The 19,348-nt window shown below is 70.9% G+C and carries 19 protein-coding genes; 7 read left to right on the forward strand and 12 right to left on the reverse strand.

The annotated features are described in order from the left end of the window. The first annotated feature begins 177 nt into the window (after window positions 1-177). Entirely contained in the window at window positions 178-3,177 is a 3,000-nt protein-coding gene (locus tag H4W80_RS34755; RefSeq protein WP_192788940.1) for an AfsR/SARP family transcriptional regulator, read from the forward strand. A gap of 322 nt (window positions 3,178-3,499) precedes the next feature. Here H4W80_RS34755 and H4W80_RS34760 read toward each other — a convergent pair whose 3' ends face one another. Then, complete coding sequence (locus H4W80_RS34760; protein WP_192788941.1) at window positions 3,500-4,891, reverse strand: DUF7059 domain-containing protein; 1,392 nt, start codon at window positions 4,889-4,891, stop codon at window positions 3,500-3,502. A gap of 152 nt (window positions 4,892-5,043) precedes the next feature. Here H4W80_RS34760 and H4W80_RS34765 point away from each other — a divergent pair, with 152 nt between their 5' ends. Further along, entirely contained in the window at window positions 5,044-5,346 is a 303-nt protein-coding gene (locus tag H4W80_RS34765; RefSeq protein ID WP_192788942.1) for a hypothetical protein, read from the forward strand. Window positions 5,347-5,383: 37 nt separating this feature from the next. Here H4W80_RS34765 and H4W80_RS34770 read toward each other — a convergent pair whose 3' ends face one another. The 3 genes from H4W80_RS34770 to H4W80_RS34780 form a co-directional block, all read right to left on the reverse strand. Beyond that, a complete protein-coding gene (locus H4W80_RS34770) occupies window positions 5,384-6,343 on the reverse strand; it encodes an NAD(P)-dependent oxidoreductase (protein WP_192788943.1) in 960 nt (319 codons plus the stop codon). 74 nt (window positions 6,344-6,417) lie between these two features. After that, window positions 6,418-7,008, reverse strand: coding sequence for a TetR/AcrR family transcriptional regulator (locus tag H4W80_RS34775; RefSeq protein WP_192788944.1), 591 nt, complete (start codon window positions 7,006-7,008; stop codon window positions 6,418-6,420). After that, the gene (locus H4W80_RS34780; RefSeq protein WP_192788945.1) at window positions 7,005-7,520 is read right to left on the reverse strand and encodes a GNAT family N-acetyltransferase; all 516 of its coding nucleotides are present in this window, start codon (window positions 7,518-7,520) and stop codon (window positions 7,005-7,007) included. The genes H4W80_RS34775 and H4W80_RS34780 overlap by 4 nt, the downstream gene beginning before the upstream one ends. 59 nt (window positions 7,521-7,579) lie before the next feature. Between H4W80_RS34780 and H4W80_RS34785 the strand changes: the two genes are divergently transcribed. The 4 genes from H4W80_RS34785 (at window position 7,580) to H4W80_RS34800 (ending at window position 10,987) form a co-directional block, all read left to right on the forward strand. Beyond that, entirely contained in the window at window positions 7,580-8,047 is a 468-nt protein-coding gene (locus H4W80_RS34785; RefSeq protein WP_192788946.1) for a winged helix-turn-helix transcriptional regulator, read from the forward strand. Window positions 8,048-8,088: 41 nt separating this feature from the next. Continuing rightward, window positions 8,089-8,874 (forward strand): SURF1 family cytochrome oxidase biogenesis protein, encoded by a 786-nt coding sequence (locus H4W80_RS34790; protein WP_192788947.1) that lies wholly within the window; start codon window positions 8,089-8,091, stop codon window positions 8,872-8,874. Window positions 8,875-8,884: 10 nt separating this feature from the next. Continuing rightward, window positions 8,885-9,628 carry a tyrosine-protein phosphatase gene (locus tag H4W80_RS34795; RefSeq protein WP_192788948.1) on the forward strand — a complete coding sequence of 248 codons (744 nt, stop codon included), beginning with the start codon at window positions 8,885-8,887 and terminating at the stop codon, window positions 9,626-9,628. Between the two features lie 162 nt (window positions 9,629-9,790). After that, window positions 9,791-10,987 carry an amidohydrolase family protein gene (locus H4W80_RS34800; protein WP_192788949.1) on the forward strand — a complete coding sequence of 399 codons (1,197 nt, stop codon included), beginning with the start codon at window positions 9,791-9,793 and terminating at the stop codon, window positions 10,985-10,987. On the opposite strand, the gene H4W80_RS34805 is transcribed toward H4W80_RS34800, so the two are convergent. From H4W80_RS34805 to H4W80_RS34820, 4 genes are all read right to left on the reverse strand, one after another. After that, entirely contained in the window at window positions 10,984-11,337 is a 354-nt protein-coding gene (locus H4W80_RS34805) for a YkvA family protein (RefSeq protein ID WP_225963827.1), read from the reverse strand. The two genes, H4W80_RS34800 and H4W80_RS34805, sit on opposite strands and share 4 nt — an antisense overlap. 79 nt (window positions 11,338-11,416) lie before the next feature. Further along, a complete protein-coding gene (locus tag H4W80_RS34810) occupies window positions 11,417-12,835 on the reverse strand; it encodes an amidase (protein WP_192788950.1) in 1,419 nt (472 codons plus the stop codon). A 22-nt stretch (window positions 12,836-12,857) separates the two neighbouring features. After that, window positions 12,858-13,817 carry an LLM class F420-dependent oxidoreductase gene (locus tag H4W80_RS34815; protein WP_192788951.1) on the reverse strand — a complete coding sequence of 320 codons (960 nt, stop codon included), beginning with the start codon at window positions 13,815-13,817 and terminating at the stop codon, window positions 12,858-12,860. A 63-nt stretch (window positions 13,818-13,880) separates the two neighbouring features. Next, the gene (locus H4W80_RS34820) at window positions 13,881-14,549 is read right to left on the reverse strand and encodes a TetR/AcrR family transcriptional regulator (protein WP_192788952.1); all 669 of its coding nucleotides are present in this window, start codon (window positions 14,547-14,549) and stop codon (window positions 13,881-13,883) included. A gap of 451 nt (window positions 14,550-15,000) precedes the next feature. Here H4W80_RS34820 and H4W80_RS34825 point away from each other — a divergent pair, with 451 nt between their 5' ends. Further along, entirely contained in the window at window positions 15,001-15,687 is a 687-nt protein-coding gene (locus H4W80_RS34825; RefSeq protein ID WP_192788953.1) for a hypothetical protein, read from the forward strand. 120 nt (window positions 15,688-15,807) lie between these two features. On the opposite strand, the gene H4W80_RS34830 is transcribed toward H4W80_RS34825, so the two are convergent. The 4 genes from H4W80_RS34830 to recR all read right to left on the reverse strand — a co-directional run bounded on the left by H4W80_RS34830 (window position 15,808) and on the right by recR (window position 19,346). Then, a complete protein-coding gene (locus H4W80_RS34830; protein ID WP_192788954.1) occupies window positions 15,808-16,866 on the reverse strand; it encodes an aspartate-semialdehyde dehydrogenase in 1,059 nt (352 codons plus the stop codon). Then, window positions 16,863-18,137 carry an aspartate kinase gene (locus tag H4W80_RS34835; protein WP_192788955.1) on the reverse strand — a complete coding sequence of 425 codons (1,275 nt, stop codon included), beginning with the start codon at window positions 18,135-18,137 and terminating at the stop codon, window positions 16,863-16,865. The genes H4W80_RS34830 and H4W80_RS34835 overlap by 4 nt, the downstream gene beginning before the upstream one ends. Before the next feature lie 89 nt (window positions 18,138-18,226). Then, window positions 18,227-18,754: a DUF5063 domain-containing protein gene (locus H4W80_RS34840; protein WP_192788956.1), complete on the reverse strand. Its 528-nt coding sequence runs from the start codon at window positions 18,752-18,754 to the stop codon at window positions 18,227-18,229. After that, entirely contained in the window at window positions 18,747-19,346 is a 600-nt protein-coding gene (recR, locus tag H4W80_RS34845; RefSeq protein WP_192788957.1) for a recombination mediator RecR, read from the reverse strand. The genes H4W80_RS34840 and recR overlap by 8 nt, the downstream gene beginning before the upstream one ends. Between the last annotated feature and the right edge of the window lie 2 nt (window positions 19,347-19,348).

Genomic DNA, 19,348 nt, shown 5'->3' on the forward strand with positions numbered 1-19,348 from the left:
CACGCCCCCGCGGTGTGAGTCATGCCTAGCCGACCATCAGCATCCAGGGGCGTGCTCAACACCGGATCAAAGACGGATCAACGGCACATTTAACGATCAGTCCGGAGTCTAGGTGACAAAGGACGTTGGATCTATCATTTGGTAACAAAACGATCCATTGGCTGGGAGACATTCGGCATGGCTGGTCAGAGCGTCGAGGGCGGGCTGAGGTTCGCCGTGCTCGGTCCTGTCCGCGCCTGGCGTGAGGGCCAGGAGCTCGATCTGGGCACCCCGCTGCAGCGTTCCATCCTGGGCATGCTCCTGCTGCGCGAGGGCCATGCGGTCACCCCCAACGAGATGATCGACGCGGTCTGGGGCGAGGACGCGCCCCCGAGGGCCCTGGGCGCCCTGCGCACCTACGTCTCCCGGCTGCGTACGGTGCTGGAGCCGGACCGGCCCGCCCGTTCCCGCCCGGAGCTGCTGACCTCCATCGGGAGGGGCTACGCGCTGCGGCTGCCCGACGGCTCGCTCGACCTGGTCCGCTTCGAACGCGGCGTCCAGGACTCCGAGAGCGCCCGCAAGGGCGGACGGCTGCGCGAGGCCGCCGAGGGGCTGCGCGAGGCGCTGTCACTCTTCGAGGGCGAGCCGCTGGCCGGGACCGTCGGCCCCTACTCCGAGCACCAGCGCGACCGGCTGGTCGAGCGCCGCATCAGCGTCGTCGAGACGCTCATGGACGTGGACCTGGAGCTGGGCAACCACGCGAAGGTCGTCTCCGAGCTGATCGCGCTGACCGCCGACCACCCGCTGCGAGAGAAGCTGCGCGCCCAGCTCATGCTGGCCTACTACCGGTGCGGGCGGCAGGGCGACGCCCTCAACGTGTTCACCGAGACGCGCGAGGCCCTCATCGAGGAGCTCGGCATCGAGCCGGGCCCCGAGCTGGCCGCGCTGCACCAGCGCATCCTGGCCGCCGACCCCACGCTGGCCGCCGCCGAGGTGCCCGCCGAGGAGCCGGTGGAGGAGCCGGAGCAGCGGCAGGCCCCGCAGTTGCCGCGCCCCGCGCAGCTCCCCGCCGCCGTCAACGACTTCACCGGCCGCAAGGAGATCGCCGTACGGCTCCGCACGCTGCTGTCGGCCCAGTCGTCGGCGCAGTCGTCGGCCGAGGGCGTGCCCGTGGTGGCGGTCTCCGGCATCGGCGGCGTGGGCAAGACCGCGCTGGCCGTGCACGTCGCGCACCTGGCCGAGGACCTGTTCCCCGACGGCCAGCTCTATGCCGACCTGCGCGGCTACACCGACGAGGCGACCGTGCCCGAGTCGGCGCTCGGCGGGTTCCTGCGAGCGCTCGGCATCCCGCCGGACATCGTCCCGGACGGGCTGCCGGAACGCGCCGCGCTCTACCGGTCGATCCTCGCCGACCGCCGCATCCTCGTGCTGCTCGACAACGCCCGCGACGCCGAGCAGGTCAGCCAGCTGCTGCCGGGCTCGCCCGGGTGCGCGGCCATCGTGACCAGCCGCGGCAAGCTGGCCGACCTGCCCTCCGCGCGGCTCATCGACCTCGACGTGATGGAGCCGGGCGAGGCGCTGTCGCTGTTCGCGTCGGTGGCCGGGGCCGAGCGCGTGTCGGCCGAACACGGCGCCGCCATGGACGTGGTGGCCGCCTGCGGGTTCCTGCCGCTGGCGGTGCGCATCGTGGCCGCCAGGCTCGCCGCGCGGCCCTCCTGGACGGTCGCCTCGCTGGTGCCCAGGCTGGCCGACGAGCAGCGCCGCCTCGACGAGCTGCGCGTGGGCAACCTGGCCGTCGAGGCCACGTTCGCGCTCGGGTACGGCCAGCTCGCACCGGCCCAAGCGCGGGCCTTCCGCCTGCTCTCGCTGTCCAAGGGGCCCGACATCTCCACGGGGGCGGCGGCCGCCGTGCTGGCGGTGAGCCAGTTCGAGGCGGAGTCCGTACTGGAGTCCCTTGTGGACGCGAGCCTGCTCGAGGCGCCCGCGCCCGGCCGCTACCGCTTCCACGACCTGCTCAAGCTGTTCGCCAGGCGCCAGCTCGACAAGGCCGAGCCGCCCGAGGCCAAGGCGCGGGCGCTGCACCGGCTGCTCGGCTTCTACCTGGCCTCGGCCCAGTCCGCGCACAGCCTGGCCTACGAGGGCAGCATGATCCCGGCCAACATCGTGACGATCAGCGAGGGACTGTCGTTCACCAGCGTGGACGAGGCCGTGGCCTGGCTGATCGCCGAGGGCGACTCGCTGTTCGCGGCCATCAACCAGGCCGCCGCGTCGGCCGTCGCCGGCGAGCAGCTGCTGCCCGCCGGCGACCTGCTGGTGGCGATGGAGCCGCTGCTGGAGGCGGGCACGCACACGCGCGAGTTCGCCCAGGGCACGCGTGCCGTGCTGAGCGCCGCGCAGCGGATCGGCGACCAGGGCAGCGAGCTGCGCAGCCGGTACGTGCTCGGCCGGGTGCTGTTCGCCGACAACCAGCTCAAGGCGGCCGAGGCGCACTTCAGGGTCGTCCACGAGCTGTCCACGGCCCGCGACGAGAAGATCGTCACCGGCGAGGTGCTCAACGCCCTGGCCGTCGTCGTCGGCAGGCAGCGCCGCCACATCGAGGCGCTGGAGCTGTTCGAGGCGGCCATGCGGTTCTACCGGGCGAACGACGTGCCGGCCGGCGAGGCGCTGGTGCTCAGCTACTCGGCCCGCGACCACCTGGGGCTCGGCCGCCCCGCGGACGCGATCGCGGCGGCGGAGAAGGGCCTGGCCCTGTTCACCGAGATCGGCAGCGGCGCCGGGACCGCCCGCGCCCGCTACCACCTCGGCATCGTGCTGTCCCGGGTCGGCCGGCTCACCGAGGCCGTCCACCACCACGCCGAGTGCCTGGCCTTCTTCCGGGCCAGCAAGCAGCGCGTCTGGGAGCAGCGGGTCTGCTCCAGGCTGGCCGAGACGTTCATCGCCGCCGGACGCCACCCCGAGGCCGTGCGCCACGCGGAGCAGGCGCTGGTGGTCTCCCGCGAGATCGGCCACCCGTACGGCGAGGCGCTGTCGCTCACGGTGCTCGGCAAGGCGCTGCACGGTCTGGGCAGCACGACCAGGAGCCTGGAATGCCTACGGCAGGCGTTCGAGATCTTCTCCCGGCTCGGCGCCCCCGAGGCCGGCGACCTCAAGGCCCTGATCGAGGCCGTCCCCGCCGAAGGGGCCGTCGTCGAGTCCTGAGTACAGCTCATCGTCCAGACGTGTCATCCACACATGGTTGAACAAGGCTGTCCTTCCGATGAGAAACCTGCCACATGGACTGCGCGCATGGTCTTAGGTTTCTTGTCGACCAGGCCGTCACGAACATGTCGTGATGCAGCCCGGCCGGTCATCTCGCCACCACGCGTCGCTAGGGGGCCCGGTTATCCGGATGCTCCGCGTAGTGGCTAGCCGCCTCACCTTTAGACGACCGGCCGGACCTGACACGGCCCTCGAACCCCCCGGGGTCCGCGTCTTGGCCATGAGCCTCCACCCGGGCGCTCAACGTCCAATTAACGGGCGATTAAAGCAGGAAGTAACCCTCCGCGATCAGCGGCCTGACCGCGTCGGAGTCAGGGATCTCACCGTCGCCGACCAGCTCGGCGATCACGTTGAGCAGGGGGCCGAGCGCCAGCTCGCCGTCGCAGACCCCGGCCAGCGCGGCCTCCACCGTGCCGACCTCCCTGCTGCGGCGCAGGCCCTGCGTCTGGCGCAGCACGATGCGGATGGGGTCCTCCGCGCCCGGCAGGCCGATGCGCTCGTCGAGCAGGCCGTCCGCGGTGCGCAGGAGCGCCGTGTCCAGCTCCTTGGCGCGGTGCGCGGCGGCGATGGCGTCGAGCACGGAGTCCACGTAGTCGCCGACCGGGAGCGAGACCGCGTGGTCCAGGTGCTCGACGCGGACGACCGGGTCGAGCGTGCCGGAGTTGCGCATCGTGATCCAGCCGAACCCGATGCCCTCGACCTTCCGCTCGTCGAACCAGGCCAGCCAGCGGTCGTAGTGCTCGGCGTACGCCTTCGTGCCCTGCTCGGCGGCGTCCCTGAGCCAGAGCTCGACGTACTCGGCCGGGTCCTGCACGTCGCGCTGGACCACCCAGGCGTCGCAGCCCGTCTCGCGCAGCCAGCCGCCCACGCGGTCGTGCCAGTCCTCGCCCTCGACGTGCAGCCAGTTGGCCAGGAAGTGGGCCTGGCCGCCGGGGCTGAGGTGGCCGGGCGTGCGGCGTACGAGGTCGCGGCAGAAGCCGTCGCCGCCGGCCTCGCGGTAGGTCAGGCCGCCCCCGGGGCCGATGACGAACGGGGGGTTGCTCACGATCAGGTCGAACAGCTCGTCCTCGACCGGCTCGAACATCGACCCCGTACGTGCCTCCACGCCGGAGATGCCGGACAGCTCCCAGCTCAGCCTGGCCAGCTCGACGGCCCGCGGGTTCACGTCGGTGGCCACGATGTGCTCGGCCCGCCCGGCCAGGTGCAGCACCTGCACGCCGCAGCCGGTGCCGAGGTCGAGCGCGCGCCCCACCGGGCGGCGGGTGGCGAGCTGGGCCAGGTTGGCCGAGGCGCCGCCGGCCCCGACCACGTGATCGGGACGCAGCGCCGGGTCGCCGGGGCGCACCTTGCGGTCGGAGACGAGGTAGCCGCCGGTCTCCCAGGGCTGCAGGTGCACGGTCGCGCTCACCTGGTCGCCGTCGGCCCTGACCAGCCCGGAGTCGAGGACCTCCGGGGCCAGGGACGCGGCCGGGACGGGAACGCCGAGCCACCACAGCCGGATCGAGGCCGCCAGCGGATCCAGGTCGGCGGTGGCGCGCAGGGCCGGCACCAGCTCCTCCCTGGCCAGGGCCGAGGCTGCCATGCTGCCCAGCCGCTCGCGTACGCCGTCGATCGTGTAGTCGGTCTCCAGGAGGTGATGGCGCAGTCGTTCCACGAGCCCATCTTTTCACCACGCACTCTCCCTCATGAGCTCGTCGCTCCGTGTGCTCATACTGTTACTTAGACACCCAAGCGTTCTGCAAGCGGCGGACAAGTGGTGAGCGATATCTCTAGGGAAGTCGGCGCATTATCCCGAGGAGCGGACCCATGCTGATCCCTTGCTTGGCCTGCGAGTCCCGGTTCGGACCCGACGAATACTTCCGCGCCTGTTCCGACTACAACCGCGGCATGGACCTGGTGTCCTGGACGTGCCCGCGCTGCGGCAACCGCGACGACCTGCGCGTGCTGCCGGGCGAGCTGGGGTTCGGCTATCCGCATCGGGGCAGGTTCGACGTGCACGACCGGGTCCGCGTGCCCGGCCTGCGCAGGCACCGCGGCGACCTGCGGCTGGACATCTCGCTCGACCGGGCGAGCTGGCGCGTCCACACGCGCCTCCGCCAGCCCGCCTGAGGGCCCGGACGACTCGGGCGGTCGGGGGCGAGGCGGATCAGGCGAACGGCAGGGCGGGCGCGCAGGCGTGGGCGGGCCGCTCGCCGCGCAGCAGCCGGGCGATGTCCTCCACCAGCGTCCCGGCCAGCTCCTCCCGGCTCTCGCCCGTGGCCTCGCCCAGGCGGGGCGTCAGCACCACGTTCGGCAGGCCCGTGAGGGGATGGGCCGGATCGAGCCACTCGCCCTCGAAGTGGTCGAGCCCCGCGCCGCCCACCTGGCCCTGGCGCAGCGCGTCGACCAGCGCCGTCAGGTCGTGCAGCGCGCCGCGCGAGGTGTTGAGGTAGATCGAGCCCGGCCGCATCGCGCCGAACTCGGGATAGCCGAAGAAGCCCCGCGTCTCCCCGGTCAGCGGCAGGTGCAGCGACACCACGTCCGCCTCGGCCAGCAGGGCGGGCAGGGGGTGGGTGGCCTCGGGGACGAACGGGTCGCAGGTGATCACCCGCATGCCCAGGCCCTCGCACCGCCAGCGCATGGCCCTGCCGACGCGGCCCAGCCCCACGATGCCGAGCGTCCTGCCGGTCAGCCGCCTGCCGCGGTGGCGCTGGGCGGGCGGCACCTTGCCGACGCGTCCCTGGCGCACCTCCCGGTCCGCGGCCACGATGTTCCGGCTGACGGCGAACATCAGCGCGAGCGTGAGCTCGGCGACCGACTCGGGGTCGCGGTCGGCGGCGTGCAGGACGGTCACTCCGCGCTCGGCGGCCAGCGTCAGGTCCACGCTGGTGGTCGGGCCCATGACGGCCACCACGTCGAGGGGCAGGGCGAGCACCGACGTGCGAACCTGGTCGCCGTCGGTGATGAGCACGCTCGCGCCGGTCTCGATGACCAGGTCGGCGAGCTGCTCGTCGGTGAAGCCGAGGCTGGGACGCGCGGGAACCTCGGCCAGGTCGGCTACCTCACCCAAGCGGGCGAGCGCGCTCTCCGGCATAGCGGGCAGTGCCAGCGCCCGAGGTCGAGTCACAAATGGACAATAACACCACAGACGGTGCCCGGATCATCGCTCCCCGCGCTGGCCAGGCCCCTTGTGGGGACCTGTCATTGCTGGCGCAGGCTCTGCCAGGCGGCGGCGCCCAGCCCCTTGATCTCCTCTTCCGTGGGCGTGTGGGCGCCCGCGAACCACAGGCGGCACATCTCCTGCGCCGGCCCCAGCCACAGCACGTAGCACATGGTCGGGTGGACGGTCTGGAGCAGGCCGTTCTTCATGTGCGGCCGCCACCAGTCGGAGACCTGGCGGAAGAACCCGCGCCGGGCCTCCGCCACCTCCGCGCCGCCCGGCTCGTGCTTGCGCGGCGGTCGCTCGCTGACCAGCAGCCTGGCCCGCTCCGGGTGCTCGCCGGCCCACCGCATGTGGAAGGCCACGACGGCCTCGATGCCGTCGCGGGCCTCGTCGTGGCTGACCAGCTCGGCGAGGAAGGCGGCCTGGTAGGCGGTCAGGATCTCCGCGTACAGCACGCCGAAGACATGCTCTTTGCTGGCGAAGTGGTGGTAGAAGCTGCCGACGCTGACGCCGCTCTCCTCGCGGAGGCTGGCCAGCGTGGTGGCCGACACCCCGTCCTGGCTGAAGCGGCGGAGGGCACCCTCGATGATGCGGGTACGGCCGTCGCGTCCGTTCTTGGCACTCTTCACGCTGTCAATGGTGTGCCAACAGAACCTTGTTCCGCAAATAGGCCGAGTGGATCGATCATAGCGGTCACCTCCACCGATCCGGAAGTCACCTTCATCTCGGCGTCCGGCCAGAGCCTGCGGACGAGTCTCAGGACGCGCCGGTTCTCCCCCAGCACGTCCATGCCCACGGTCCGCGCACCCCGCACGGCGGCCCTGAGCAGCAGCACGTCGATCAACCTGGGCCCGATCCCCCGCCCCTGCCACTGGTCGGCCACGACCACGGCGACCTCCACGTCGGCGCAGCCGCCCTTGAAGCTCATGGCGTGGCCGACGATCTCGCCGCCCTCGGTGGTCGCGACGAGCGCGTCGCGGCGCTCGTCCAGCGCGAGCAGCGTGCGCACCAGCCCCGCGGCGGGAGTGGAGATGCCGGTGAAGAAGCGGAGCGTCTGGGTGTGGAGCGACAGCTCCGCCAGGAAGCGTCTGATCCGTTCCTCGTCGTCCGGGCGCGCGGGGCGGATCTGGGTTCCCTGCATAGACTCAGCCTGCCCGTTCCGTGCTGAGTCTGTCAAATGAACTCAGATATAATGTGGCAATGAACGTTCCCTTCCGGGTGAACAACTGCTCGATCGAGCGCACCCTGGACATCGTCGGGGAGAAGTGGACCTTCCTGGTGCTGCGCGAGGCGTTCAGCGGCGTGCGGCGGTTCGCCGACATGCAGGCGATCACCGGCGCCCCCCGCCAGGTGCTCAGCGCCCGGCTGGCCCGGCTGGTCGACGAGGGCCTGCTGCGCAAGGAGCCCTACCGCGAGCCGGGCCAGCGGCAGCGCGACGAATACCGGCTCACGGACAAGGGCCGCGACCTCTATCCCCTCCTGGTCGCGCTCATGCACTGGGGCGACAAATACCTGGCGGACGACGACGGGCCGGCGGTCCTGCTGACCCACCGCGACTGCGGCGCCCCCATCGAGCAGCATTTTCGGTGCGCGGACGGCCACGAGGTGAGCGGGCCGCGCGAGGTGACCCCGGTGCCGGGTTCGGGGGCCCAGCTCAGAAGCGCCTAGGCGCGTGAAGGGGCACCCCCTCCAGTGCCTAACCTTGAAGCGTGTACCGGTTCCTGCTGACGCCCCGATGGCTCGCGCTCCACGTGGTGGTGCTGCTGGTCATCCCCGCCTTCGTGTTCCTCGGGCGGTGGCAGTTCGGGCGCTTCGAGGAGCGCTCGGCCAACAGCGAGCGGGTCACGGCCAACATCGAGGCCGCGCCGGTGCCGCTGGAGCGGCTGGCGGCCCCGGGGCAGCAGGTCCGCGCGGACGACCGGTTCAGGAAGGTCACGGTCGCGGGCACGTACGACCCGTCCCACGCCCTGCTCGTACGCAGGCGCCCCCAGGAGGGGCAGAACGGCTTCTACGTCCTGACGCCCCTCGTCACCGGCAACGGCACGGCGGTGATCGTCAACAGGGGCTGGGTCAAGGCGGGCGCCACCGCCGACGCCACGCCCGAGGTGCCCGCCCCGCCCGCAGGACAGGTAAATGTCACCGGGCGGCTACGGCTCAGCGAGACCGAGGACTCCAGCGGCATCCGCGACCGCGCCGGGCTGCCGGCCGGGCAGGTGCTGCTGATCAACGCCGACAAGATCGGCAAGGGGCTGCCGTACCGGCTGGTGGGCGGCTACGTGGAGCTGACCGAGCAGACGCCCCCGCCCGCCACGGCGCCCGCCCCGGTGCCCGAGCCCGACGTGGGCGCGGGAGGCGGCCTCAACCTGGCCTACGGGGTCCAGTGGTGGCTGTTCATCGGCATCGCCCTGGCCGGCTGGGTCCTGCTGATCCGCCGCGAGGTGGCCGAGCGGAAGGCCGGCGATTCATCCAAGGAGTCCGTCACCGTCGCCAATTAAGGTGTTGAGGGTGATCCGCCACATTGAGTTCGCCAACATCTTCAATTTCCGCGACGTAGGTGGATATGCGACCCATGACGGGCGCACAGTCCAGTGGCAGCGGCTCTACCGGGCCGACGCGCTCGGCTGGCTGGCCGGAGACGATCTCAGGATCTTCCGGGAGTTGCGCGTGCGCACGGTCATCGATCTGCGGCACGCGTACGAGGTCGAGAAGGGGGGCCGCGTCCCGGACGCCGAGGGGCAGAGCTACCAGAACCTGCCCATCGAGGGCCGCCGCTGGGACATCGCGGCCTACAGCATTGAGAGCGGCGTCGGGAGATACCTCGCCGACCGCTACCTGGAGACGACCGAGGACGGCGTCGCGAACCTCAGGACGGCCCTGGAGACGATCGCTCGGGCCGACAGCGCGCCCGTGGTGATCCACTGCGCGGCCGGGAAGGACCGCACCGGGGTGCTCGCCGCGCTCGTCCTGTCGCTGGTGGGCGTGGGCGAGGACGACATCGTGGCGGACTACGCGCTCACCGGGCTGGCCACCGAGCGGTTCATCGCCAGCTGGCGCAGCAGGCACCCCGACGCGCCCATGTGGCCGGGGTTCGGCCTGGCGCCCGCGGAGGCCATGCGCCTGTTCCTCGGCGACCTCGCGGCGCGGCACGGGTCGATCGAGACGTATGTCACACAGGTCCTGAACATTTCTCCGGCCACCATTTCCGAATTACGCGACCACCTGCTGACTGAACCGGGCTCGAAGGGGTAGTGGCAGGCCGGGTCCCACCTGCTGCGTCCAGGTGAGTGGCCCATCCCTGGCCTGGGACCGCCCGTCGACCCCCTCCCGGCGGTCCCGGGTCGAAGATCTCGGATACCCAACGGATACGTCGCAGCTTGTTCGACGTTATCCCGCCGTCGTACGGTTACCTGCGTGACTACGCCGCTGATCCCCGACCCTGACCCGAGGCGGCGCGACTACGTGATCATCTCCGCCGACGATCACCTGATCGAGCCTCCCGACCTGTTCGACGGGCGGCTGCCGGAGAAATATGCCGAGGTCGCGCCCAAGGTCGTGGAGACGGAGGCGGGTCACCAGGTCTGGCGCTACGGCGGGGCGACATACCCGTGCGCCGGCATCGACGTGGGCGCCGGGCTGCCCCGCGAGCAGCGCACGCTCGACCCCATCAGGTTCGAGAGCATGCGCCCCGGCTGCCACGACATCGAGGCCCGCGTCCAGGACATGGACGTGGCGGGCATTTGGGCCGCGCTGTGCTTCCCCGGCATGCTGGCCGGGCAGTCCGGCATGCCGTTCGCCAGGACCCGCGACCAGGAGCTCGGCCTGGCCCTGGTCAAGGCGTGGAACGACTGGCACATCGACGTCTGGGCCGGCACCTACCCCGAGCGCATCATCGGACTGCAGCTCCCCTGGCTGCCCGACCCCGACGTGGCCGCCAAGGAGATCCGCGAAAACGCCGCCCGCGGCTTCAAGGCCGTGGTCTTCCCCGAGTTCCCGACCCGGCTGCGGCTGCCGTCGATCCACTCCGGCCACTGGGACCCGTTCTTCGCCGCCTGCGAGGAGACCGGCACGGTGGTCGCCCTGCACACGGGCGCCTCGTCGTGGTCCCCGGTGCCCTCGCCCGACACGCCCATCGAGGCCATCACCACGCTGATGCCGACCAGCGCGATGTTCGCCTGCGCCGACTGGCTCTGGTCGGGCGTGCCGCTGCGCTTCCCCTCGCTGCGCATCCTCATCGTCGAGGGCGGCGTGGGCTGGCTGCCCATGCTGGCCGAGCGCGCCGACTACGCCCTCGACCACCCGGTCGCGGGCGAGGCGTCGTGGGAGGGCGGGCTCAAGCCCAGCGAGGTGCTGCGCCGCAACTTCTTCTTCGGCACGCTCGACGACCACGCGCTCTCAGGCGTGCGGCTCGCGGTCGGGCTCGACCACGTGCTGCAGGAGAGCGGCTACCCGCACTCCGACTCGACCTGGCCCGACACGCAGAAGTCCGTGGCCCGCAATCTCGGAACGCTCCCGCCCGCCGACATCGCCCGGGTCGCCTACGGCAACGCCGCCCGCCTCTTCGGCCACCCGCTGCCCTCGCGCGCCTGGCTGCGGATGGAGGAGATCTAACCCTCGTCCTCGACCAGCCTGGCCTGGATGACATTGCGCTCGTGCTCGACGTAGCGGCCGCTCTCGCCGAGCAGCGTGGCGGCCAGCCACAGGAACACGCCGAAGTCGTCGACCACGCCGACCATCACCAGGAAGTCGGGCACCACGTCGACGGGTGACAGGATGTAGACCACGCCGAGCCCGAGCATGGCGAGCTTGCCCTTGCCCATGCCCGCGTACTGCCCGCGCATGACCGCGCCGACCATCCGCGGGATCGCCCGGATCCTGGTCATCAGGCCGGGCGCCCCCGGCTTGGTCACCTCGCGGTAAGTCCGCCAGGCCGCCGCTGCCCGTGCTGCCTTCGCCATCATGAGGAACCCCCTACCCCCGGCTTCTCACGACATAACGCGTCGGGACCGCCACGAGTTCCTGACCCGGTTCAGACGGAGGTCAGCGCAGGGCCGCGTGCTCGAACGGCCTGGCCCGCTCGATCTGCGCGGCCACCCGGACGAGCAGGTCCTCCCTCCCGGCCGCCGCCACGAGCTGCACGCCCACCGGCAGACCGGCCTCGGTGCGGTGCAGGGGCAGCGAGATGGCCGGCTGCCCGGTCGCGTTGACCGGCGAGGTGTAGGCCACGGCGTGCGCCGTGCGGCCGAACGCGACGCTGAGGTCCTCCGGCGGGATCCAGCCCAGCGGGAACGGCGCGACGCCCAGCGAGGGCATCAGCAGCAGGTCGTGGCCCGCGCTCCACCAGGCGGCCATGCGGCGGCGGTAGCCGTCGATCCACTGGGTGGCCAGGATGTGATCGGCCGCGCTGTGCGTGCGCGCCGCGCCGAGCATGGCGGCGTTGCGCGGCTCCAGCTCCTCCGGCCGTACGGGCGCGCCGCGCAGCTCACCCAGGCTCGCCACGTGCGCGGCGAGGTTGTCGGCCACGATGGCGCCGAAGTGCTGGGCGAAGCCGGGCTCGGCGAGCGCCCTGGGGCCGCCGGGCTCGACGTCGTGACCGAGCGCCTCCAGCAGCGCGGCGGCCCTGGTCACGGCCTCGGCCAGCGCGGGCACCTCGGGCACGGACCGGTTGGGATGCCTCGTGACGAACCCGACCCGCAGCCGTCCCGGCTCCCTGCCGACCTCGTCGGCCAGCGGACCGGGCAGCGCGGGGGCGTCGTACGGGTCGCCGGGCCGCAGGCCGGACACGACGTCGAGCGCCGCCGCCGTGTCGCGCACGGTCCTGGTGACGAATCCCGGGCACGAGAACCCGCTCCACCCCTCCCCCATGGCCGGACCCAGGCTCACGCGCCCGCGCGTCGGCTTGAGCCCCACCAGGCCGCACAGGGACGCGGGGATGCGGATCGAGCCGCCGCCGTCGCTGGCGGTGGCCAGCGCGACCATCCCGGCCGCCACCGCGGCCGCGGAGCCCCCGCTGGAGCCGCCCGCCGAGTAGGCCGGGTCGTACGGGTTGCGCGTGGGCCCGAACGCCACCGGCTCCGTGGTGATCGTGCTGCCGAACTCCGGGGTGTTCGTCCGCCCGAGCAGGACGAACCCGGCCTCGCGCAGGCTCACCACGCCGTAGCCGTCGACGCCGGGCTCGACGCCGTCGCGGACGTTCGAGCCCCCGCTGTACGGCTCGCCCGACTCGCGCCACCCGAGGTCCTTCAGCAGGATCGGCACGCCGCGGAAGGGCGCCTCCTCGGGGATGGAGTCGATCTCCGCCAGCGCCCGCTCGAACCGGCGGTGGATGACCGCGTTCAGCTCGCCGTCGTGGGCCTCGATGCGGGCGATGGCGGCCTCGACCAGCTCCCTCGCCGTCACCTGCCCGTCCCTGACCGCCTGCGCCTGACCGACCGCGTCCAGCCTGAGTACGTCGTCCATGCACCCTCCTACGCTCGGGGAGCTACCTCTTGGGGGCCAGCTCGCGCACGGCCTGCTCTATGGAGATCTCACCGCCCGGGACAGGCGCGAGGACGGGGGTGTCGAGGCCGTTGTCCACGTACTCCTGGATCCTGGCCCGGCAGGTGGCCGCGTCGCCGTGCACGATCAGGGCGTCGACCACCTCGTCGGGGATCGCCTTGAGCGCCGCCTGCCGGTCGCCGGCCTGCCACGCCTCGTGCATGGGCCGCAGCACCTCGCCCCGGCCCAGCCAGTCGTGGAAGGCGGCGTACACCGGGACGGTCAGGTAGGTGGCCAGCATCCACCTGGCCATCTCGCGCACGCGGTCGGTGTCCTCGCTGACGCAGACGAACAGGCGGGCGATCAGCTCGGTGCCCTCCCCGATCTCGGCGCGCACCTTGCGCACGTCGTCGGGCGAGAGCCAGTTGGTGATCGCGCCGTCGGCCTCCGCCGCGGCCAGGTGGAGCATCCTGGGCCGCAGCGCGGCCAGCACGATCTTCGGCGGGAGCTCGGGGGCCCGCTCCAGCTTGAACCCCTTGATCTCGAACGTCTCGTACGACTCCGAGACCTTCTCCCCGGCCAGCGCCTTCTTCAGGAAGCGCAGCGTGTCGCGCGTGCGCGCGTACGGCTTGTCGAAGCGCCCCGCGTTCCACCGCTCGACGATCGCCGGCGACGAGGCGCCGATGCCCAGCACGAACCGGTCAGGCGCCAGGTCGGCCAGCGTGGCCGCGGACATGGCCAGCAGCCCCGGGCCGCGCGTCGAGACGGGCACGATGGCGCTGCCCAGCCTGATCCCCGGAGCCCACTGCGCGGCCATCGCCAGCGGCACGAACCCGTCGGCCCCGTTGACCTCGGCGGACCACGCGTCGGTGTAGCCCAGCTCGGGCAGCTCCGCGATCAGCTCCTGCGACTTCGACAGCGGGCGATCGTAGAAGGGGATGGTCATGCCCCAGTTGTGACTCATTCACGGCCTCCAGGCGCCTCCGCAGCGTGCCGCTCCACCGTACCAACCGACCGGTATGGCGTCCTAGGCTCGCAACTCGTGGACCGCCGCGATGAAGTCCTTCGTGATCCCCCTCAACCCGGGCAGATGCGACAGCCCGACCAGCCGGTCCACCAGCGGCACCGTCACCTCGATCAGCCGGTACGTACGCTCGCAGCCCGGCGAGGTGTCGTGCACCCAGAACAGCACCATGCCCATGGACAGCAGCCAGAGCAGCTCGGGCAGCTCCTCGCGCAGCTCGGCGTTCATGCGGTCACGCGACCCCTCGACGACCTGGCGGTAGATCTCGATGGAGGCCTCACGGGCCGGGGACGACTGCTTGCTGAACGGGCTCAGCGGGTTGGTGGGCTCGGCCGCGTGCTTGAAGAACTTCACGGCGAACTCGTGGTAAGGCTCGGAGACGCGTACCCACTCGCGCAGGACCCCGCTCAGCCTGGCCGCGAACGACGGCTCGCTGGCCAGGAACTCCCTGCAGGCCGCCTCGTGCTCGGCCTGGGCGCGGTCGTAGTACGCCTGGATCAACGCTTCCTTGCTCGCGAAGTAGTAGTAGGCGTTGCCCACGGACACCCCGGCCTCGGCGGCGATGGCACGCATCGTGGTCGCGTCGAAACCGCGCTCCCTGAACAACCGCAATGCCGTCTCGACGATGACGTCTCGGGTGCTCTCCGATCCTCGGTTTCGGGCTTCGGACACGTTCGTCACTTTACGTCGTGATCGGGCGTCGGGCAGAAAACCCGCTCATCAGGCTGCTGTCCCTCTGTTGCGTCTGGTCAGGGCCATAGCAGCAGTCAAACCTAGCAGGTTTTGCAGTCCAAGGTCATGGAGCCGCACGGTGATCACCGCCACAAGGCAAAGTTGCACCTGCGGCATGAGTTATCTCCTGTGAAAGGTGGGATTGTCGTTTCAGGCGGAAGGGCTATTTCCGCGAAAAGGCATCGACATGTGGATACGTGGACCAGTGCGCCTCGCAGTAGTCGCGCTCCTCGGCATTGAGATAACCATAATCGCGCTGGCCTCGGCCGCTTCAGCCGCCACCCACCCCGAAGGGTCGGCTGCGCCGGACAGCCAAAAATCGGCCGGGTCGGAGGGCTCGGAGTACCAGTCCGGGCCGGACCCGGGCAGGGTCTGGGCGTTCGATCGGCTCATGGCGGCCGGTGACGAGATCACCGCGACGTCGGGCTGGCCCTTCGGTGACTCGGCCGACGAACAGGAGTGGCCGGCGGACGAGCCGGCCGACGACTGGACGCCGGCCCGCCGGCGCCGGCCCGCGCAGCTGACGGTCATCGACCCGGCGGCGATGGCGCCGCGATCTCCGGCCGCCAGATCCGCCAAGAGCCGCGTTCGTACCAGGGTGGCCCGAATGCCCCGGGTACGGCCGCGCGCGGCGCTCAGGCGCTCTGAAGTCGATCTGACGCGGGTCCTGCCGCGCTTCGGGACCATGCCCATGTCCCACGCCCTGGCCACCGGCTGGCTGAGGAGCGGGGGCGTGCGGATGAAGTCGACCGGCAACTGCTCCAGCAAGCAGGTGCACCACTGCACGTCGCTCGACTCGGTGCGGACCGGGACCATCGCCCGGATGATCGAGCTGAAGCGTGAGAGCGGCTGCCCGATCATGGTGACGGGCGGCACGGAGGCGGGCCACGCGCCCGGCCAGTACAGCCACGGCAACGGCTACAAGCTCGACATCTCTCACAACAGCTGCATCGACCGGCACATCACGCGTTACCACGCGAAGGCCGGCGTGCGCAGCGACGGCGCCCGCCTCTACCGCTCCGGCTCAGGCACCGTCTTCGCCGACGAGAGCGACCACTGGGACATCCTCTTCCGGTGACAGAGCCCGGGTGAGGGGACGCCGCGCGGGAGGCGCACGGCGTCACACCCCTGGACCATCTGGACGGCTTGGACTGACGCCGCGCGGGGAGCGCACGGCGTCACACCCTCCGGGTGGGTTTTACAGCTCGCCCGCGACCAGCTCAGCGATCTCCGCCGCGTTGAGCGCCGCGCCCTTGCGCAGGTTGTCACCGCACACGAACAGGTCGAGCGTGTTGGGGAAGTCGATCGCCTGACGGATGCGGCCCACGTAGGTCGGGTCGTTGCCCACCACGTCGAGAGGCGTCGGGTAGACCCCGTTGGCCGGGTCGTCCATGAGGACCACCGTCGGCGCCGCCTCCAGCACGCGGTGCGCGTCGGCGACCGTGATCTCGCGCTCGAACCGCGCGTGCACGGCCAGCGAGTGGGTCGTGATCACCGGCACGCGCACGCAGGTCGCGGAGAGCTTGAGGTCGGGGATGCCAAGGATCTTGCGGGACTCGTTGCGGAGCTTGAGCTCCTCGGAGGCCCAGCCGCCGTCCTTGTAGGAGCCGGCCCACGGCACCACGTTGAACGCGATGGGCGCGGGGAACGGCGAGTCGTCGTCCAGCTTGTTGGCCAGCACCTTGCGTACGTCACCGGCCGCCTGGCCGATCGTGCGGTCGCCCGCCAGCGCCTCGACCTCGTCGTAGAGCCGCGCCGAACCCGCCACGCCGGCGCCCGACACCGCCTGGTAGGAGGCGACGACCAGCTCCGTGAGCGTGAACTCGGCGTGCAGCGCCCCCATGGCCGCCATCATCGACAGCGTCGTGCAGTTGGGGGTCGAGATGATGTTGCGCGGCCGGTTGCGGGCGTCGAGCGGGTTGACCTCGGGCACGACCAGCGGCACGTCCGGCTCCATCCGGAACGTCCCCGACTTGTCGATCACGATCGCGCCGCGCTCGGCCGCGATCGGCACCCACACCGCCGACACCTCGTCCGGCACGTCGAAGATCGCGATGTCGACGCCGTCGAACACCTCGGGCGCGAGGGCCTGCACCACGACGTCCTCACCGCGCACCTGAAGCACCTTGCCCGCCGAACGCGGCGAGGCGACGAGACGGATCTCGCCCCAGATGTCCTCACGCGACGACACGATGTCGCGCATGACGGTGCCCACGGCGCCGGTGGCGCCGATCAGGGCGAGAGTAGGCCTGCTCATCGTCCACTACCTCCGTACACCACGGCTTCGACCTGGTCGGCGTCGAGCGAGAACGCGCGGTGGGCGGCCTGCACGGCCGTGTCGACACCGTCCTGCTCGACGACCACTGAGATGCGGATCTCCGAGGTGGAGATCATCTCGATGTTGACCCCCGCGTCGGCGAGGGCCGCGAAGAACGTCGCCGTGACGCCGGGGTGCGAGCGCATGCCCGCGCCGATCAGCGACACCTTCCCGATCTGGTCGTCGAAGAGCAGCGACTCGAAACCGATCTGACTCTGGATCTTCTTCAGCGACGACAGCGCCGTCTGGGCGTCGGTCGTCGGCAGCGTGAAGGAGATGTCCGTGCGGCCCGTGGCCGCGGCCGAGACGTTCTGCACGATCATGTCGATGTTGATCTCGGCGTCGGCCAGCGTTTTGAAGATCGAGGCAGCCTCTCCGACCTTGTCGGGGACCCCGACAACAGTGATCTTGGCCTCGCTCCGGTCGTGCGCGACGCCGGAGATGATCGGCTGCTCCATCTCGGTTCCTTCGGTGTAAGGGTCGGAGACGACCCAGGTGCCTTCCTTGGTGCTGAACGAGCTGCGTACGTGAATCGGCAGGTCGAACCGGCGCGCGTACTCGACGCAGCGCAGGTGCAGGATCTTCGCGCCGCACGCGGCCATCTCCATCATCTCGTCGTACGAGATCCTGGGGATCTGCTTCGCCGCCGGCACGATGCGGGGGTCGGCGGTGTACACGCCGTCGACGTCGGTGTAGATCTCGCACACGTCGGCCTGCAGGGCCGCCGCCAGCGCCACCGCCGTGGTATCGGACCCGCCGCGGCCCAGGGTGGTGATGTCCTTGGTGTCCTGCGAGACGCCCTGGAACCCGGCCACGATCGCGATGTTGCCCTGGTCGATCGCCTCACGGATGCGGCTGGGCGTCACGTCGATGATGCGCGCCTTGCCGTGGGTCGAGTCGGTGATCACACCTGCCTGCGAACCGGTGAACGAACGGGCCTCGTGGCCGAGGTTGGCGATCGCCATCGCCAGCAGGGCCATCGAGATGCGCTCGCCCGAGGTCAGCAGCATGTCGAGCTCGCGGCCCGGGGGCAGCGGCGACACCTGCTCGGCCAGGTCGAGCAGTTCGTCCGTCGTGTCGCCCATGGCGGAGACGATCACGACCACGTCGTTGCCGGCTTTTTTCGTCGCGACGATCCGCTGCGCGACCCGCTTGATGCAGGACGCGTCGGCGACGGACGAACCACCGTACTTTTGCACAACGAGCGCCACGAGAGTCTCCCGGTTTGGAGTGTGAGGTGCCAGTCTACTGGGGGCCTCTCATGGACCGGCTGGTCCGTACCACTATCTGGACGATCAGATCAGACGGTGGTCTCCTCGGCGACGTCCAGCCGCGAGTGCGCGGCCAGGGCCTGCAGCGCGCGCATCGCGGCGCCCGCGTGGTTGCCCCAGGTGTTGAAGTAGGAGTACTGCCACCACCAGAGCGCCTCGTGGGGCCGCCCCGCGTGGTAGTGGCGCAGGCCGTGGATGAGATCTGCGGCGACCGCGGTCAGATCGTCGGAGAGCCGGTAGGGCGTGACGCCGGTGTCCTTGTACGGGTCGAACACCTCGGCGTAGTCGTCGACCGGCTTCAGCCGCTCGGCCAGCGCGGTGCGCACGCCGTCGATGTCGGGGTCCTCGCTCATCGCAGGCTCGTAGTTGCCCGAGAGGATCACGTCGCGGTTGGCCCCGAGCTTGGCGCCCGCCAGGCTGACCTGCGCGACCTCCACCAGCAGCAGCGACCAGATGGCATCGCCGCCCTCACCGCCGGCGACCCTGGTCAGGCCGTCGACGTAGTCCTGCGCATGCCCGGCGATCTCTTCAGCCAGCGCACTCCACTGGTCAGACATCCAGCAGCCTCCGTCCTTCGAACGCGCGGCCCAAGGTCACCTCGTCGGCGTACTCGAGGTCACCGCCCACAGGCAGACCGCTGGCCAGTCGTGTCACTTTGATGCCCATCGGCTTGACCAGACGGGCGAGGTAGGTAGCCGTCGCCTCGCCCTCGAGGTTGGGATCGGTGGCGAGGATGAGCTCGGTGACCCGGCCATCCGCCAGACGTGTCATGAGCTCGCGGATGCGCAGGTCGTCGGGGCCGATGCCGTCGATCGGGCTGATCGCGCCGCCGAGCACGTGGTACGTGCCGCGGAACTCGCGCGTCTTCTCGATCGCGACGACGTCTTTCGACTCCTCCACCACACATATCACGTGGGTGTCGCGGCGCGGGTCACGACAGATCCGACACTCTTCCTCAGCGGCCACGTTTCCGCAGACCCGGCAGAAGCGGACCTTCTCCTTGACCTCCAGCAGCGCGTGCGCCAGCCGCTTGACGTCGGCCGGGTCGGCCGCCAGCAGGTGGAACGCGATCCGCTGGGCGCTCTTGGGACCGACGCCGGGCAGCAGGCCCAGCTCGTCGATCAGGTTCTGGACGACCCCCTCGTACATGC

The organism is Nonomuraea angiospora (assembly GCF_014873145.1).
Taxonomy (GTDB): domain Bacteria; phylum Actinomycetota; class Actinomycetes; order Streptosporangiales; family Streptosporangiaceae; genus Nonomuraea; species Nonomuraea angiospora.